Consider the following 16,315-nt stretch of genomic DNA (forward strand, 5'->3'; position numbering starts at 1 on the left):
GCCCTTCTTAACGCGCGCCGCCGCGCCGGGTGGGCGGCGTGCCGCCGGCCTGTCGCGCGGACGGCGTGCCGCCGGCCGTCAGGCGGTCGGCGTGCAGGTGGGGGTCGGCGCGGTGTTGGTGCCGGTCGACGAGGCGACGAACCCGAACGAGGTCTTCCCCCCGGCGGCCAGCGACCCGTTGTACGCCGCGTTGCGCGCGGTCACCGTGGACCCGCTGGTGGTCACCGTCGAGCTCCAGTAGGAGCTGACCTGCTGGCCGTTGGCCCAGGTCCAGGTCACCGTCCAGCCCTTGATCGCCGACGAGCCGGCGGTCACGTCGATCTCGGCCTGGAACCCGCCGTTCCAGGAGGAGACGGGCCGGTAGGTCGCCGTGCAGCCCCCGGTCGCCGGCGGGGTCGTCGGCGGCGGCGTGGTGGGGGGAGGGGTGGTCGGCGGCGGCGTGGTGGGCGGGGTCGTGGTGGGCGGGGTGGTCGGGCCGCCCCCGCCGAAGTCCACGTCGCTGCACAGGTAGTACGACTGGTCGAGGTGGCTGGCCTGCCAGATCGTGTAGACGATGTGCCGCCCGGTGCGTCCCGGCGCGTTGGCCGGCACCTGGATCGACACGCCCGACGCCTCCTTCTTCCACTGGGACGCCGGCGTGTTGCCGATCTGGCCGACCAGTTCGAGGTCGTTCCAGCCCAGCGGCTTGGTCAGCGCGTCGAAGCCCTGCTTGGTCACGTACACCCGGATGTAGTCCGCGCCGTGACTGGCCTGGTCGTCGAGCTTGATGCGGAAGCTGTTGGAGATCGAGGTGGTCTTCCACGCGCCGATCGTGTCCAGCGAGTTGTACTGGCCGCTCTGGGTGTGGCCGGCGCTGCACAGCTGGCCGTCGGGGATGGCGGCCTGGTGGTTGCCGGCGACGCCCTCCCGGAACAGGCCCATCCAGTTCCACATGGCCTGCGGGTCGGCCTGGAACGCCTGCCAGCACATCGGGTCCTGGGTGGCCATGGCGGGGTTCATGTGGTCGGCGCCCCAGCGCTGCCAGCAGCCGTAGTTGCGGGACGCGGGGTCGACGACGGACCCGTGGGCGGACGCGGGGTTCGCCAGGGCGGTGGTGAGCAGCATGGCGGCGGCGGTGCCGACGGCGAGCAGCCAGGCTGCCAGGCGCGGCGTGGAACGCCTGCGCACGAGGGTGGACAATGGAGCCTCCGGGATGAGGGGTCGACTGTGACGACGCCCGGATCGCGGGAGTTGCCCCTCCCGTGCCGTTCGCGCTACTCCCGTGGCGGCTCTGCTGCGAGATTCCCACACCCATCGGGGTGTGTCAATTTTCGGCGCCCTCCGGGGCGTCGGCGGGGCCGGGCTGCCGGCGCATCGGGGTGTGCGGGATGCCGTCCTCGACGTACTCCGGCCCGCTGACGGCGAAGCCGTGCCGGGCGTAGAAGCCGACCAGGTGGGACTGCGCCTCCAGCACGCACGGCCGGTCGCCCACCGCGGCCAGCGCCTCGGCCATCAGCCGCCCGGCGTGGCCGCCGCCCCGGGCCCCCGGCGCGACCACGACCCGGCCGATCCGCGCCAGGCCGCCGGGGTCGGCCAGGATCCGCAGGTACGCCACGACGCCGCCGTAGCTCTCGGCCCCGCCCCCGGCGTCGACGTGGCCGGCGTCGCCCTCGCTCCCAGCGTCGCCCTCGACCGCCTCGTCGGCGTCATCCCCGGGCCGCCGGCCGGCGGGAGCCGGGCGGGTCAGCCACACGTGCCGGGTGCCCGGCTCGACGTCCCGGCCGTCGAGTTCCGGGTACGGGCACCGCTGCTCCACCACGAACACGTCGACGCGTAGTCGTAGCAGGTCGTGGAGGGTACGGGCGTCCAACTGGGCGAAGGAGGCGATCCGGGCCTCGACCGGCTGCGGCGACACCCGCCGATGCTAGGCCGCCCGCCCTCGGCGCAAGGAAGGGCCCCTTGTTAACGCATTCTGTAGAGGAAGGGCCCCCTGTTAACACCCGTGTTAAGAAGGGGCCCTTCCTTGCGGTTCAGCGGGGGCGGGCGCCCACGGCGTCGCGGATCTCCGCGCCCCGGTCGCCCTCCTCCTGGCGGGCGCAGTGGCCGCAGCAGAAGAAGCGCCCCGACACCTCGACCCCGTGGCCGACGATCTTGACCTGGCAGTGTTCGCAGATCGGGGCCAGCCGGTGCGCCGCGCACTCGAAGCAGTCGAAGGTGTGCACGTCGCCGCTGACCGTGCGCACCTCGAACGCCATCCAGTAGTCGTTGCCGCAGACCTCGCACGTCGCCATCGCCGAACCCCCGTAGCCGAAAGGACAGATGTCCCCCAGCGTGCGCCAGCGGCCCGAACCGGGCGGCCGAAACAGCAGAAAAGGGTCTTACCGGGCGGCGTGTCGCGACCGGCGTGTCGGGCGTTGTGCCTGGTGAAAGCCTCGACCCCCGGAGGACGACGTGATCAAGCGCAGCAGGCTCTTCGGCAACCAGACCCGGGTCACCTTCTGCCTGCCCCGCGAGGCGCCGGCCGGCCCGGTGAGCGTGGTCGGCTCCTTCAACGACTGGGAGCCGGGCCGCCACGAGCTGGTCACCCGACGCGACGGCACCCGCACGGTGACCGTCCGGCTCCGGCCCGGGGCGTACCGGTTCCGCTACCTTGCCACCGGCGGGGTCTGGCTCGACGACGAGTCGGCCGACGGGGTCGACGAGCAGGGCAGCGTGCTGCTCGTCTGACGGCAGGCCCGCGCTCCGTCGGGCGGAACCGGGCCGCCGCCCGTCAACCCTGGGCCGGCTCCAGCCGGATCGAGATCGAGTTGACGCAGTGCCGGGTGTCCCTCGGGGTGAAGCCCTCGCCCCGGAAGACGTGCCCGAGGTGGCTGTCGCAGCGGGCGCAGCGGATCTCCGTGCGCCGCATGCCGTGACTGTCGTCCTCGATCTCCTTCACCGCGCCCGGGATCGCGTCGTCGAAGCTCGGCCAGCCGCAGTGCGAGTCGAACTTGGTGTCGCTGGGATAGAGCTGCGCGCCGCAGGCGCGACAGCGGTAGACCCCGGGGGTCTTCGTGTCCACGTACTCGCCGGTCCACGGGCGCTCGGTGCCCGCCTCGCGCAGCACCTGGAACTCCTCCGGGCTGAGCCGGACCCGCCACTCGTCCTCGGTGCGGGGCAGTTCGTTGTCGTCAAGACTCACCCCGCAACGGTACGTCGGCTGTCGGTGCCGTGGCATATGGTCGCCAGATGGCAGGCACCGCGAAGGCACCGGCCGCCGAGGTCGAGGTGGCCGGACACACCGTACGGCTGAGCAGCCCCGACCGGGTGATCTTCCCGGAGCGCGGCTTCACCAAGGCGGACGTCTTCGGCTACTACCTGGCCGTCGGCGACGGCATCATGCGTGCCCTGCGGGACCGCCCGACCACGCTGCAACGCTTCCCCGACGGCATCGGCGGGGAGGCGTTCTTCCAGAAGCGGGTGCCGGCCCGGGGCGTGCCCCCGTGGCTGACCACCGCCCGGATCACCTTCCCCAGCGGCCGGACGGCCGACGAGCTGTGCCCGGTCGACCTCGCCCACGTCGCGTGGGCGGCCCAGATGGGCACCGTCGTGTTCCACCCCTGGCCGGTGCGCGCCGGCCACGTCGACCACCCCGACGAGCTGCGCGTCGACCTCGACCCGCAGCCCGGCACCGACTTCGCCGACGCGGTCGCCGCCGCCGTCGAGCTGCGGGCCCTGCTCGCCGAGCTGGGCGCGACCGGCTGGCCGAAGACGTCAGGCGGCCGGGGCGTGCACGTCTACCTGCGCATCGCGCCCCGGTGGACGTTCACCGAGGTGCGCCGGGCCACCATCGCGCTGGCCCGGGAGCTGGAGCGCCGCCGCCCCGACCTGGTCACCACCGCCTGGTGGAAGGAGGAGCGGGGCGAGCGGGTCTTCGTCGACTACAACCAGATGGCCCGGGACCGCACGATCGCCTGCGCCTACTCGCTGCGGGCCAACGCCCGGGCCACCGTGTCCACCCCGGTCACCTGGGCCGAGCTGCCCGACGTCGACCCCGACGACCTGCACCTGGGCAGCGTCCCGGCCCGGTTGGCGCAGCGGGGCGACCCGCACGCCGGCATCGACGACGCGGCGTGGGACATCACCCCGCTGCTGGAGTGGGCCGACCGGGACGCGGCGGCGGGGCAGGGCGACCTGCCCTACCCGCCGGACCACCCGAAGATGCCCGGCGAGCCCAAGCGGGTGCAGCCGAGTCGTGCCCGGCCTTCCACCAGCTAGCGGGGCCGACATCGAGCCTTCTCGGCTATCCGAAGGCGAGGCTGTGGAGTTCACTGGTTGCCGGCCAGGCCGCCGGTGGGAAAGACGTACGAGTCGCCGCAGATCCGGGTGATTCCGGGATCGGTGCAGGCCCGGTGGGCGCTCAGGTCAGCGGACCAGATCGCGACGGCGACATCCATGACGTGGCGACCGCACGCGTACACCGCCGCGTCGAGGGAAGCGGGTCGACCGAGGCCGGCGGGGGTGACGACCTCCATGCGTACGGTGGCAGCCTCTCCGCACTCGGGCAGGGCGAACGGCACGCCGTTCACGGGTCAGAACCCAAGCTGATCAAGTCCCGGGGCGGGCGGCGGGTCGAGCCGTCCGAACGCTCGGGCCGTCCAGGCCAGGAACCGGTCGAACAGCTCCTCCGGGGTCGGCGGTTGGCTCGGAGTGAGCTTCATCAGGTCTCTGGCGGCGTCGAACAGCATGCCGGCCATGTACACGGGCAGGCCGGCGCGATCCCGGCGGTAGTCCATCGTCAGCAGCAGCCGGGCTGGCGGACACGGCCAGGCGGCGGCGCAGACCCGGCACAGCCACAGGGGCCGCATCGGTGCGTGTGGGCGGACGGCTCGGGCTTGCCGGCCGTGCACGGGGGAGATGTTCGGCGGGGGCATCCCCACATAGTGCCTACGCTGTTATCGGTCGTCAACCCCGATCGCTGTTAACGATCGCTGAGCAATCGGCAGTACCTACCGTCAACTCATGGTCGAGTTCGTGGGGATCGCTGAGATACGAGTGATGCTCGGCGGCGTGTCGCGGGCTCGGGCGTCCGTGATCGCGTCTCGCCGCGACTTTCCCGCCCCCTACCAGGTGCTGACCATGGGGCAGATCTGGCGGAAAACCGACGTCGAGGAGTGGATCAGGGAGTATCGGCCGGACCTGGCCCCAGAGTGAGGAAGTGCCCGGCCGGGGTGTCGTCCGGAATCAGCTGATCGGGCCCGTCATCGCCTCGACGGCCTCCTTCGCCGTGCGCAGGTCCGCGCCCGTCGCCTCCCGGTACGCCTTGATCGCCTGGATCTTCTGGCCCCGGGCCAGATACTCGCGGACCCCGGGCGGCTCCGGCCGCCGGTCGACCACCCCGAGGTGGTCCAGCACGAGTTGGAGGCGGCGATCGATCTCGGCCAGCCGGGCCTCCGTGACCCGGTCCCGCCGGGGGCCGGCGAGCTGGCCGGCCAGCAGCAGCACGACGCCGATCGTCAACACGATGAGGGCGATCTCCATGCCAGCCATCCAAGCAGGCCGCCGCCAGGCCCCCGAGGGCAGGACCGGCGGCCGGTGAGCGCCGGGCCATAACGGTCGGATAACGGGCGCGAACCTTTCCGTACCCGCAGTGGGTCTCTGTGTCCGTCGGCTCCGCGGGGGCCCGGGGAGGCAGCGGAGATGATGCTGGTGTGGAGGCGGGCGTGGGCCGCCCGGGGGCTGCTGTCCGCCGCGTTGGTGGCGGCCCTGGTGGCGGTCGCCCTCGTGACCGGGCTGGCCGACTACAGCCGGCGGGCCGTCGACGCGGGGCAGCGGGCGGTGCTCGCCGCGTCGCCCGCCCAGGAGCGCAGCCTGCTGGTCGGCGGCTCGGGCGGCCCCGACCGGGCCGCCTTCGCCACCCGGGACCGGGCGGTCCGCGACCGCTTCGCCGCCGGGCTCGGCGGGGCGGCGGTGACGGTGCGCGGGGCCCGCTACGGCACCGGGCGGGAGCTGACCGGCGATCTCGGCGCCGCCCGGGCGGGCGACGATCCGGTCTTCGCCGAGCTGACCACCTTGGAGGACCTGGCCGGGCACGCCGAGCTGGTGGCGGGACGGCAGCCCACGGGCGGGGCCGTGCCGACGCAGGTGCTCCTGCCGGAGCGGGTCGCCGGGGTGCTCGGCCTGACCGTCGGCGAGCGGGTGCCGCTGCGGGACCGGGCCACCGAGCGCACCGGCGAGGTGGAGGTGGTCGGCCTCTTCCGGCCCCGGGACCCCGCCGGGTCGTACTGGCGGCTCGCGCCGGGGGCCGTCGCCGCCGGCTCCGAGACGTCGTACGGGCCGTTCCTGCTCGACCCGGCCGACTTCGACCGGACGTTTCCCGGCACCACCTCGGCGGCCTGGCTGGTCGAGCCCGACCTGGCGGCGGTCGGGACGGGCCGGCTGGACGCCGTGCGACGCGCCGTCGCCACCGAGGTCGCCGACCTGCCCGGGGCGACGGGCCTCGGCTCCTCCGCGCAGACCGTCACCGCCATGGACCGGCTGATCGACCGGCTGACCCGCGCCGACCTGGTGGGCCGGTCGTCGCTGCTCACCCCGCTGCTGCTCGTCCTCGTCCTCGGCGGGTACGCGCTGATCCTGGTGGCGGCCCTGCTCAACGAGGACCGTCGGGGGCAGACGGCGCTGCTGCGCGCCCGGGGCGCGGCCCGGGCGCAGATCGCCGGGCTGGCCCTGCGCGAGGCCGCCCTGGTGGTCCTGCCGGCCGCCCTGCTCGGGCCGCCGATCGCCGCCGAGGCCCTGCGCCGGATCGGCCGGGAGCAGGGCTGGTCGGAGCTGACCGCCCCTGGCGGCGCGACCCTCACCTGGGCGGTCGCCTCCGCCACGGCGGCCGGCTGCCTGGTGGCGATGGCGCTGCCGGCGCTGCGCCGCGCCGGCACGTACGTCGCCGACATGGCGGCCCGGTCCCGGCCGAGCCGGGGCGCGGCGGCCCAGCGGATCGGCGTCGACCTGGCCCTGGTCGGCCTGGCCCTGCTGGCCTGGACGCAGCTGCGGCGGTACTCGTCCCCGCTGGCCGGCGCCGACGGCCGGCTCGGCGTCGACCCGTTGCTGGTGGCGGCACCCACGCTGGGCGTGCTCGCCGGCGCCGTCGTCGCGCTGCGCCTGCTGCCGCCGGCGGCCCGGCTCGCCGAGCGGTTCGTCGACCGCCGGCCGTGGCTGGCCGCGACGCTGGGCATGTGGCAGGCGGGCCGCCGGCCGCACGCCGGCCCGGTGCTGCTGCTCGCGCTCGCCGTGGGCGGCAGCACCCTGGCCTGGTCGCTGGTGACCACCGGGGAACGGTCGCACGTCGACCAGGCGGACTTCACCGTCGGGGCCGACCTGCGGCTGGTCGAGCGGTCCGGGGCCGCGCCGGCCGAGCGGGCCGGCCGGCTCGCCGCCCTGCCCGGCGTGGACCGGGCGGTGCCGGCCTGGCGCGACGACATCCGGGTGGGCCGCGAGGACCTGCCGGTGAGCGTGCTGAGCCTCGACGCGGCGGCGGCGTCCGACGTGGTCCAGTTCGACGAGCGGCTCGCCGGTGAGCCACCCCGGACGCTCTTCGACCGGCAGGTACGCGGCCGGGCCGCCCCCCTCGGCGTCGAGCTGCCCGCCGCCGCCCGCCGGCTCGCCGGCACGGTCGCCACCCCGGTGACAGATGCCGCCAGGCCGCACCCGGTCCGGGTGTCCGCCCTGCTCACCACCGCCGACGGCGGCGCGTGGAAGCTGCCCCTGGCCAGCGCGGGCAGCGACGGCCGGCCCGTGCCGGTGGTCGTGGACCTGCCGGACAACGGCGGCCGGGCGTACCGGCTGGCCGGGTTCGACGTCGACGCCGGGCCGGCGATCGGCTCCGGCTACCGGCTGGAGGTGACCGGTCTGCGCACGGTGGACGCGGGCGGCGCGACCAGCCCGGTGCCGCTGGCCGGCGACTGGGTGCCCCGGCTGGACGACCCGGAGAGCGCGGAGCCGGCCCGGTTCGCCGACGGCGTGCTGCGCGCCGGCCGGAAGGTGGCGCGCGTCGCGGGCGGCCGGTTCGCGACGCAGCCGGCCAGCCGCTTCGCGGTGGTGCCGGCCGGCGCGGGCGCACCGGTCCCGGCGCTGATCACGCCCCAGGTGGCCCGCGCGCTGAGCGTCGGGCGGGGCGACACGATGGACGTCGGCCTCTCCGGGGTGACGCTCACCGTCGAGGTGGTCGGTGAGGTCGACGCGGTGCCGGCCAGCGGCGGGGCGGCCGGCGGCATGCTGCTGGACCTGCCGGCGGCGCGGGACTGGCTGCTGCGGGCCACGGGCACCGTCCGGCCGGTCTCGGAGTGGTGGGTCCGCACCGGGGCCGGCGGGTCCGCCGAGGCGGCGCGGGCGGCGGCGGGCCTGCCGGGGGTGACCGTGCTGGACCGGCGGGAGACGGCGGCGGAGGCCGGCCGCGACCCGTACTGGCTGGGCACGCGCACGGGCCTGCTCGCGGCGGCGGCGGGTTCCGTCCTGCTCGCCCTGGTCGGGCTGGGCGTGGACGTCTGGGCCACCGCGCGCCGACGGATCGGCGAGCTCGCGGTGCTGCACACCCTGGGCGCACCGGCGCGGCTGCTCGCCCGCGCACTGCTCACCGAGCAGACGTTCCTGGCCGGCATCGGCGTCGGGGTCGGGCTGCTGGTCGGCGCGGGGGTGGGCGCCACCATGGCCCCGCTGGTGGTGCTCACCCGGTCGGCGGACCGGCCGGTGCCGGAGGCGGCCTTCGCGCTGCCCTGGCTGCCCGTCGCCGGCACCGCCCTCGGCCTGCTGCTGGCGGCGCTCGCGTTCAGCACGGTGATCGCCTCCGGCGTCCGCCAACGCGTCGCGGCGGCCCAACTACGGATCGGCGGAGAGCGATGACCAGGGGTGGGACCAGGGGAACCCGGGCGACGGGGTTCGGCGGCGGCGGGGCCGCGCTGGCCGGGGCCGTCCGCCGGGTGCGGGCGTTCGCGGGGCAGTTCCTTCTGCTGGGGATGCTGGCGCTGGTGGCCGCGCTGCTGGTGACCGCCGTGCCGCGGACGGCCGACCGGCTCGCCGAGCAGGGGCTGCGGGAACACGTCGCCGGCCGGCCGGCCGCGGAGCGGGACCTCACCCTCACCGCCCCCGAGCTGCCGGCCGGGGGCGGCGGGGTCGTCACGCCGGTCACCGCGGGCCGGGGCCAGGAACTCGACAGGTTCCAGGAGGACCTGCCCGAGGCCGTCGGGGCGGCGGTGCAGAGCCGCTGGTTCCTCGCGGAGACCGCCCTGAGCCGGCTGACCGGCCCCGACCTCGCGGCGAAGAACTACTTCGTCGTCGCCCGGCTCCGCTCGGCGCCGGGCGTCACCGGGGCGGCCACCCTCACCGCGGGACGCTGGCCGGCGCAGGCGGTGGGCGCGGGGCAGCCCGTCGAGGTCGCGCTGGCCGCCGACACGGCCCGCAAGCTGAACCTCAGCGCGGGCAGCCGCCTGCGGTTCAGCGGCGTCGGCGGGCAGTCGCTCCCGCTGCTCGTGGCGGGCGTCTTCGAGCCCGCGCCCACCGCCGACGGCGTCTGGGACACCCTGCCGTCGGCGCTGCGGGTGACCGAGCCGGCCGGCGACGCGCAGCCGTACGAGATGGTGGCGCTGACCAGCGACGCGGGCCTGGACGCGGCGATCGCGACCGGCGTGCCGGTGCGGTTCTCCTGGCGCTACCGCCTCGGCGGACTGGACGTGGCCGACCTGGGCGCCGTCATCGACGGCGTACGGCGGCTGGAGCGCACGCCCCCGGCCGGGCTCACCGTCACGCAGGCCGTGGACGTCCCGCTGCGGCAGTTCCTCGACGCGGTCTCCGCCGCCCGGACGCTGCTCGCGGTGATCGCCGCCGGGATGATCGCGACCGTGGCGGGGCTGATCGTGCTCGCGGCGCGGCTGGCAGCCCGCCGCCGGGAGGCCGAGTTCGCCCTGCTGGTGGCCCGGGGCGGCGCGCCGACCAGCGGAGCGCGGCGCAGCCTCGCCGAGTCGGCGCTGGTGGTGCCGCCGGCCGCGGCGCTCGGCTGGCTGCTCGGCCGGCTGCTGCCCGGCTCCCCGGCGGGGACGGCGGGGACCGACTGGCTGGTCCTCGTCGCGGCGGTGCTGGCCACCCTGGCCCTGCCCCTGGCGACGCTGGGCTCCCCGGCCCCGCCGGGCGGCCGCCGCGACCTGTCCGGCCGCCGCGCCGGTGGCCGCCGGCTGACCCTCGAACTCCTCGTCGTCGCCCTCGCCGTGCTGGCCACGTTCCTGATCCGTCGCCGGGGGCTCAGCCCCGGCTCGGTCGACCCGCTGCTGGTCTCGGTGCCGGTGCTGCTGGCCGTGGCCGCCGCGGTGCTGGTGCTGCGGCTCTATCCCTGGCCGCTGCGGCTGCTCGGCCGCGTCGCGGCCCGCACGCGTGGCAGCGTGACCTTCCTCGGGGTGGCCGGGGCGAGCCGGTCGGCGGCCACCGGGCCGGTGGTCGTCGTCGTGGTCGCGGTCGCCACGGCCGCGTTCTGCGGGGTCGTGGCGGGTGGCATCGAGGCCGGCCGGGACCGGACGGCCACCGTCGCCGTGCCGGCGTCCGCGCTGGTCGACGGGGAGCGGCTCGCCCCGGACACCGGCGCGGCCCTGCACCGGCTGCCCGGCGTGCGGCGCAGCACCCCGGTGCTGCGGGAGGGCGCGCTGCGCGTCGCCGACGCGCGGGGCGTCGACGCGGGCCTCGCCGCCGTCACCGTGCTGCTGGTCGACGGGCCGGGCCTGGCCGACACGGCGCGCGACGCCGGGGTGGACGTGTCGGTGCCGCCGGTGCTGCGGGCTGGCCGGTCGCCGGGGCCGACGCCCGCGCTCGTCTCCCCGGCGCTCGCCGCCGAGCTGGCCCGCGCGGGCCTCGACGGGTCGGCCCTGGTGACCGTGCAGGGGTACGCCCAACCGTTCCGGGTGGCCGACACGGCCGACGGTTTCCCGCTGGTCCCGCCCGACGTCGACCGGTTCGTGGTGCTGCCCTGGCAGGCGCTGCCCGGGGCGGGCCCTCCCGGCCCGCCGCCGCCCGGCTCCGGGACGCCCGGCCCGCCGCCGCCCGGCTCCGGGACGCCCGGCCCGCCCGGTCGGGGCGGGACCGGCCCGGTGCCGACGGCGTTCCTGGTCTCCGGCGACGGGTTCGACGTGGAGGCGCTGCGGCGGGCGGGCGACGAGGGTCAGCGCCGCTACCAGACCGGCGGCAGCTTCGCCGCGGGGGAGCGCCCGCGTGGCGCCGAGGTGACCACCTGGCAGGGCGCCCGCCAGCAGCTCGGCGGGGGCGGCGCGAACGGCCTGCTCGTCTTCGGCTTCGCCGCCGGCGCGGCCGGGGGCGCCGCGTTCGGCCTGCTGGCGGTCGCCTTCGCGGTGCTCGCCGGTGCGCGGACCCGGGCGCAGGCGCTGTCCCGGCTGCGCACCCTCGGCCTGTCCCGCCGGCAGTGGCGGGGCCTGCTGCTGGTGGAGCTGACGCCCCTGGTCGCCGCCGCGCTGCTCACCGGCGCGCTCACGGGGGCGCTGCTGCCCCTGCTGCTCACCCCGGCGCTCGGGCTTGCCGCGTTCACCGGTGGCGAGCCGGTCCGGGTCGCGTTCTCGCCCGGCCTGGTCGGGGCCGTCCTGGCGGCCGGCGCGGTGGCGTTGGCCCTCGCGGTGACCGTGGAGACGGTGCACAACCGCCGCATGCGCCTCGGCGAGGTGCTCCGGCTCGGAGAGGGGAGCTGACCGTGTGTGCAGACGTGGCGGGGAATGCTGACGATGCGTGGAGAGGGATGCTGAGATGACAGCCACCGTGACGACGTCCGCCGCCCCGGACCTGGCCACCCTGCAACGGCGGGCCGCGCAACGGGCGGCCGAGCGGGCCGGCGGGAACGACCGGCTGCGCGGGCACATCGTCTGCGACGGCCTGGTGCGGATCTTCAAGACCGACGGGGTCGAGGTGGTCGCGTTGCAGGGCCTCGACCTGGTCATCGACCGGGGGGAGCTGGTCGCCATCGTCGGCGCGTCCGGCTCGGGCAAGTCCACCCTGCTGAACATCCTCTCCGGGCTGGACACGCCGACGGCCGGCATCGCCCGGGTCGCCGAGTACGACCTGCTCGCGATGTCCGCCCGCCGCCGGTTGAGCTACCGCCGGCGGATGGCCGGGTTCGTCTGGCAGCAGACCGGTCGCAACCTGCTGCCGTACCTGACCGCCCTGGAGAACGTCGAGCTGCCGATGCGGCTGGCCGGTGGGCGCTCCCGGCGGGCCCGCCGGGAGCGGGCCCGCGAGCTGCTCGACCTGGTCGGCGTGGGCCACTGCGCCGACCGGCGGCCGGGCCAGCTCAGCGGCGGGGAGCAGCAGCGCTGCGCGGTCGCGGTGGCCGTGGCCAACGACCCGGAGGTGCTCTTCGCCGACGAGCCGACCGGCGAGCTGGACGAGGCCACCGGCGCGGAGGTCTTCGCCGCGCTGCGGCAGATCAACGCGGAGCTGGGGGTGACGGTCGTGGTGGTCACCCACGATCACGCCGTGGCCACCCAGGTCCGCCGGACCGTCGCCATCCGCGACGGCCGGACCGCCTCCGAGGTACGCCGGACCGCGCGCACCGGCGCGGACGGCAGCACCGAGCTGGTCAGCGAGGAGTACGCCGTGCTGGACCGCGCCGGCCGGATGCAACTGCCGGAGTCCTTCGTCGACGCCCTGGCCCTGCGCGACCGGGTCCGGCTCACCCTGGAACCCGACCACGTCGAGGTGCGGCCGGGCGACCGGGCCGACGCCGAACGGAGCGACGCATGAGCGAGCAGCAGCAGCCCGGTCCCTCCGCCGCCACGGCCGCCGGGCTGGCCGCCGCCCCGGGCACCGCCGTGGCCGCCGCCCCGGGTGCCGCCCCCGGGTCGACCTCGACGGTGGACGAGGTGGTGCGGGTGGACCGGGTGAGCCGCACCTTCGGCCGGGGCGAACGCGCGGTGCACGCCGTCCGGGACGTCTCCTTCACCGCCGGGCGGGGGGAGCTGGTCGCCGTCCGGGGCCGGTCGGGCGCGGGCAAGACGACCCTGCTGAACCTGGTCGGCGGCCTGGACCGGCCCGACTCCGGCCGGGTGCGGGTGGCCGGGCACGACCTCGGGGCGGCCGGCGAGCGGGAGCTGCTGCGGCTGCGCCGGGGGACCGTCGGGTTCGTCTTCCAGACCTTCGGGCTGATCCCGATCCTCTCCGCCGCCGAGAACGTCGGGGTGCCGCTGCGGCTGGCGAAGGTGCCCGCCGCCGAGCGGGAGGAACGGGTGGCGGTGCTGCTGGAGCTGGTGGGGCTGGGCGGGCACGCCGCGCAGCGGCCGTACGAGCTGTCCGGCGGGCAGCAGCAACGGGTGGCACTGGCCCGGGCACTGGCCAACGAGCCGGACCTGCTGATCGCCGACGAGCCGACCGGGCAGCTCGACTCGGAGACGGGCCGGTCCATCATGGACCTGCTCCGCGCCGTGGTGCACGCGCGCGGCATGACCGCCCTGGTCGCCACCCACGACCCGGCCCTGATCGACCTGGCCGACCGCACCCTCACCCTCCGCGACGGCCACCTGGCCCCCGCCCCCTGACCCGCCTCCCGCGATCTTGCACTTGCGGCCCCTCGGGTGGGGCTTTCGTCTCATTTGTCGGGGCCCGAAGTGCAAGATCGCGGGGGAGAGGGGGTGGGGGAGAGAGGGGGAGGGGGTGGGGGAGAGAGGGGGAGGGGGTGGGGAGGGGGGACTGTCAGAGGGGGAGTTTCATGCCCTCGTGGGTGGGCTGGAAGCCCAGGGCCAGGTAGAAGCGGTGGGCGTCGGTGCGGGACTTGTCCGTGGTGAGCTGCACCAGCCCACAGCCGCGCTGCCTCGCCTGGTCGATCGCCCAGCGGATCATCTCCCCGCCCAGCCCCTGCCCCCGGCGGTCGGAGCGCACCCGCACCGCCTCGACGAGGCACCGCTCGGCGCCGTGCCGGCCGAGGCCGGGGATGTAGGTGATCTGGAGGCAGCCCACGACCACCCCGCCGTCGTCGGCCACCACGAGATGGTTGCGCGGGTCGGCGGAGATGTCCGCGAAGGCCCGCTCGTACGCGTCGTCGACCTCGCCGACGTCGCGGGTCCGTCCCAGCACGTCGTCGGCGAGCAGGGCGAGGATGGCCGGCAGGTCGGCCCGGACCGCCTCGCGGAGGATCACTGTGGGCATGGCGTCAGCCTGACACAACGGCAGCCGACGATGTCTCGGCCGCGGCTTGCCGGGACCGGGCAGCATGATGCGGCATGGACGTCCTGCTGCTGCCGTTCCGTTGGGTCTACCGGGGGCTCGTGTGGTTCGCCAACTCGCCCCGGACGCTCATCACGTCGTACCTGCTGATGATCGTGGTGGCCGGGGTGATCTACAGCCACGTGGAGCACAAGAGCGCCACCGACTCGGTCTGGTGGGCGGTGGTCACGGCCTCCACCGTCGGCTACGGCGACATCTCCCCGACCACGGGGGCCGGCCGGGCCCTCGCGGCGCTGCTCATCTCGACCATGGTGCTGCTGGTCATCCCGCTGATCACCGCGCACTTCGCCAGCCAGTTGATCGTGGACGACGACGCCTTCGAGCACGACGAGCAGGAGGAGCTGAAGGCCGACGTGCGGCGGATGCGGGCCCTGCTGGAGGAACTGGCGGCGCGGCAGGGGATCACCCTGCCGCCGGAGCCGCCGCCGCCCCCGCCGCCGGGTGTCCGCCGCGCCCGCAGAACCCGTAGGTGAGCCGTCCCGCCGCGCGGGCCGGGCGGCGCGCCCTCACCGGGCCGGGCAGCGCAGCCCCTCCCGGGGCACCGTCAACGAGATCAGGTACGCGTCCACCGCGTCGGTCACGCAGCTCGTCTGCGGGTAGGCCGTGTGCCCCTCGCCCTCCCAGGTCAGCACCCGACCCACGCCCAGCATCGAGGCCAGCGTCGCCGTCTGCTCGTAGGGCGTCGCCGGGTCGCCGGTGGTGCCCACCACCACGATCGGCGGCGCGCCGGCCGCCTTCCCCGTCGGGTACGGGTCCCGCCCTCCGGGCCACTCGGCGCAGCCGAGCATGCCGACGGCGAGCGCCGGGCCGAACAGCGGATAGGTCTGCCGCCACTGCGCCTGGAGCTCGCGGATGCGCTGCACGCTCGGCTTCTCGGCCGCGTCGGTGCAGTTGACGGCGAGGTTGGCGTCGAACAGGTTGGAGTATTTCCCGTCGGCGTCGCGGCCGGCGTACGCGTCGGCCAGCCGGAACACCTCGCCCGGGTCGCCGTCGTCCAGCCGCTCGATGGCGTGGGCCAGCTCCTGCCAGCCCGACTCGGTGTAGAGCGAGGAGATGACCGCGTAGAAGACCCAGCCGGAGGTGGCCTCCCGGCCGTCGGCCGTCCGCACGGGGGAGACCTTCGCCTTGTCGATCGCCGACGTCACCGCCGCGCGCGCGTCCGGGGCGAGCGGGCAACGCCCGGCGTTGGCCGCGCACCACCGGGTGAAGTTGTCGAACGCCCGCTCGAAGCCCTTCGCCTGGCCCTCCGAGCCGGCCACCAGGTCCTGCGTGGGGTCGACCGCGCCGTCGAGCACCAGGGCCCGCACCCGCTGCGGGTAGAGCTGCGCGTACGTCGCGCCGAGCAGGGTGCCGTAGGAGTAGCCGAGGTAGGTCAGCTTCTCGTCGCCGACGGCCGCGCGCACGGCGTCCATGTCGCGGGCGGCCTGCTCGGTGCCGAAGAGCGGGAGCTGGTCGCCGTACTTGTCGCCGCAGCCGCGCCCGATCCGCTCGTTGAGCGCCACGAAGCCGTCGAACGACGCCGTGGACTCCGGGTCGGGGTCGTAGCCGAAGCTGGCGTCGAGGTCGGCGTCGGAGATGCACTTCACGGGGCTGGACCGGGCCACCCCCCGCGGGTCGAAGCCGACGATGTCGAACCGTTCGGTGACCGACGGGGGCAGGCCGCCGAACGCCGGGCCGAAGGAGAGGTAGACGGCCGTGTCCACGCCGGAGCCGCCCGGACCGCCCGGGTTGATCACCAGCGAGCCGATCCGGTCGCGCTGCTTCGTCGAGCGGGCCCGCAGCAGGGCGATCTCGAAGGTCTCCCCGGCGCCCGGCCCGGCCGTCGCGCCGCCGCCGGTGCCCCAGTTGCGCGGCACGGCGATGCGGGCGCAGTCGTAGCGCATGTCGGGCGCGCGCCGGCCCACCAGCTCGTCGGCCACCTCGGGGCAGGCCCGCCAGGTCGGGGCCGTGCCCGGCGGGGCTGCCTCGCCCGCGCCCTCGGTGCGCGGGGCGAACGCGGGCAGCGTGCAGCCGGCGGCGACCAGGGCCGTGGCGACGAGCCCGGCGAGGGCCAGCCGGGCCCGGCGGATCCGGTCGGGTGTACGGGTCACCGGCGCGCCTCTCG

Annotated in this window: 17 protein-coding genes; 8 read left to right on the forward strand and 9 right to left on the reverse strand. The window is 76.0% G+C overall.

What is annotated here, in order from left to right:
* Positions 1–78: 78 nt before the first annotated feature.
* From O7628_RS21905 to O7628_RS21920, 3 genes are all read right to left on the reverse strand, one after another.
* Positions 79–1,179 (reverse strand): lytic polysaccharide monooxygenase, encoded by a 1,101-nt coding sequence (locus O7628_RS21905; protein WP_278133231.1) that lies wholly within the window; start codon positions 1,177–1,179, stop codon positions 79–81.
* 124 nt (positions 1,180–1,303) lie between these two features.
* A complete protein-coding gene (locus tag O7628_RS32710) occupies positions 1,304–1,894 on the reverse strand; it encodes a GNAT family N-acetyltransferase (protein WP_347405202.1) in 591 nt (196 codons plus the stop codon).
* Positions 1,895–2,009: 115 nt separating this feature from the next.
* Complete coding sequence (locus tag O7628_RS21920) at positions 2,010–2,270, reverse strand: hypothetical protein (RefSeq protein ID WP_043962543.1); 261 nt, start codon at positions 2,268–2,270, stop codon at positions 2,010–2,012.
* 160 nt (positions 2,271–2,430) lie between these two features.
* Between O7628_RS21920 and O7628_RS21925 the strand changes: the two genes are divergently transcribed.
* Positions 2,431–2,706, forward strand: coding sequence for an isoamylase early set domain-containing protein (locus tag O7628_RS21925; protein WP_278133233.1), 276 nt, complete (start codon positions 2,431–2,433; stop codon positions 2,704–2,706).
* Between the two features lie 43 nt (positions 2,707–2,749).
* Here the strand turns inward: O7628_RS21925 and msrB are convergent, their stop codons facing one another.
* The gene (gene msrB, locus O7628_RS21930; protein WP_278133234.1) at positions 2,750–3,160 is read right to left on the reverse strand and encodes a peptide-methionine (R)-S-oxide reductase MsrB; all 411 of its coding nucleotides are present in this window, start codon (positions 3,158–3,160) and stop codon (positions 2,750–2,752) included.
* 47 nt (positions 3,161–3,207) lie between these two features.
* On the opposite strand from msrB, the gene ligD reads away from it, so the two are divergent.
* Positions 3,208–4,236, forward strand: a complete 1,029-nt coding sequence (gene ligD / locus O7628_RS21935; protein WP_278133237.1) for a non-homologous end-joining DNA ligase — start codon at positions 3,208–3,210, stop codon at positions 4,234–4,236.
* Between the two features lie 50 nt (positions 4,237–4,286).
* Here ligD and O7628_RS21940 read toward each other — a convergent pair whose 3' ends face one another.
* Positions 4,287–4,547, reverse strand: a complete 261-nt coding sequence (locus O7628_RS21940) for a hypothetical protein (RefSeq protein WP_278133238.1) — start codon at positions 4,545–4,547, stop codon at positions 4,287–4,289.
* A 3-nt stretch (positions 4,548–4,550) separates the two neighbouring features.
* Positions 4,551–4,892, reverse strand: coding sequence for a hypothetical protein (locus O7628_RS21945; protein ID WP_278133239.1), 342 nt, complete (start codon positions 4,890–4,892; stop codon positions 4,551–4,553).
* An 88-nt stretch (positions 4,893–4,980) separates the two neighbouring features.
* On the opposite strand from O7628_RS21945, the gene O7628_RS21950 reads away from it, so the two are divergent.
* A complete protein-coding gene (locus O7628_RS21950; RefSeq protein ID WP_278133241.1) occupies positions 4,981–5,172 on the forward strand; it encodes a hypothetical protein in 192 nt (63 codons plus the stop codon).
* A 30-nt stretch (positions 5,173–5,202) separates the two neighbouring features.
* Here the strand turns inward: O7628_RS21950 and O7628_RS21955 are convergent, their stop codons facing one another.
* Positions 5,203–5,499: a hypothetical protein gene (locus O7628_RS21955; RefSeq protein WP_278133243.1), complete on the reverse strand. Its 297-nt coding sequence runs from the start codon at positions 5,497–5,499 to the stop codon at positions 5,203–5,205.
* Between the two features lie 159 nt (positions 5,500–5,658).
* On the opposite strand from O7628_RS21955, the gene O7628_RS21960 reads away from it, so the two are divergent.
* From O7628_RS21960 to O7628_RS21975, 4 genes are read left to right on the forward strand one after another with little or no spacing between them, the layout of a single operon-like run.
* The gene (locus tag O7628_RS21960; protein ID WP_278133245.1) at positions 5,659–8,850 is read left to right on the forward strand and encodes an FtsX-like permease family protein; all 3,192 of its coding nucleotides are present in this window, start codon (positions 5,659–5,661) and stop codon (positions 8,848–8,850) included.
* Positions 8,847–11,687, forward strand: coding sequence for an FtsX-like permease family protein (locus tag O7628_RS21965; RefSeq protein WP_278133247.1), 2,841 nt, complete (start codon positions 8,847–8,849; stop codon positions 11,685–11,687). Before O7628_RS21960 ends, O7628_RS21965 begins: the two co-directional genes overlap by 4 nt.
* Positions 11,688–11,742: 55 nt before the next feature.
* Positions 11,743–12,735: an ABC transporter ATP-binding protein gene (locus O7628_RS21970; protein ID WP_278133249.1), complete on the forward strand. Its 993-nt coding sequence runs from the start codon at positions 11,743–11,745 to the stop codon at positions 12,733–12,735.
* Positions 12,732–13,526: an ABC transporter ATP-binding protein gene (locus O7628_RS21975; protein WP_278133251.1), complete on the forward strand. Its 795-nt coding sequence runs from the start codon at positions 12,732–12,734 to the stop codon at positions 13,524–13,526. Before O7628_RS21970 ends, O7628_RS21975 begins: the two co-directional genes overlap by 4 nt.
* Before the next feature lie 154 nt (positions 13,527–13,680).
* On the opposite strand, the gene O7628_RS21980 is transcribed toward O7628_RS21975, so the two are convergent.
* Positions 13,681–14,133: a GNAT family N-acetyltransferase gene (locus O7628_RS21980; protein WP_278133253.1), complete on the reverse strand. Its 453-nt coding sequence runs from the start codon at positions 14,131–14,133 to the stop codon at positions 13,681–13,683.
* A gap of 74 nt (positions 14,134–14,207) precedes the next feature.
* Here O7628_RS21980 and O7628_RS21985 point away from each other — a divergent pair, with 74 nt between their 5' ends.
* Positions 14,208–14,684: a potassium channel family protein gene (locus O7628_RS21985; RefSeq protein ID WP_278133255.1), complete on the forward strand. Its 477-nt coding sequence runs from the start codon at positions 14,208–14,210 to the stop codon at positions 14,682–14,684.
* Positions 14,685–14,717: 33 nt separating this feature from the next.
* On the opposite strand, the gene O7628_RS21990 is transcribed toward O7628_RS21985, so the two are convergent.
* Positions 14,718–16,301, reverse strand: a complete 1,584-nt coding sequence (locus tag O7628_RS21990; protein WP_278133258.1) for an alpha/beta hydrolase — start codon at positions 16,299–16,301, stop codon at positions 14,718–14,720.
* Positions 16,302–16,315: the final 14 nt, after the last annotated feature.

Origin of the sequence: Micromonospora sp. WMMD956 (assembly GCF_029626125.1) — a bacterium.
In the GTDB taxonomy this organism is placed as follows: Bacteria; Actinomycetota; Actinomycetes; order Mycobacteriales; family Micromonosporaceae; genus Micromonospora; species Micromonospora carbonacea.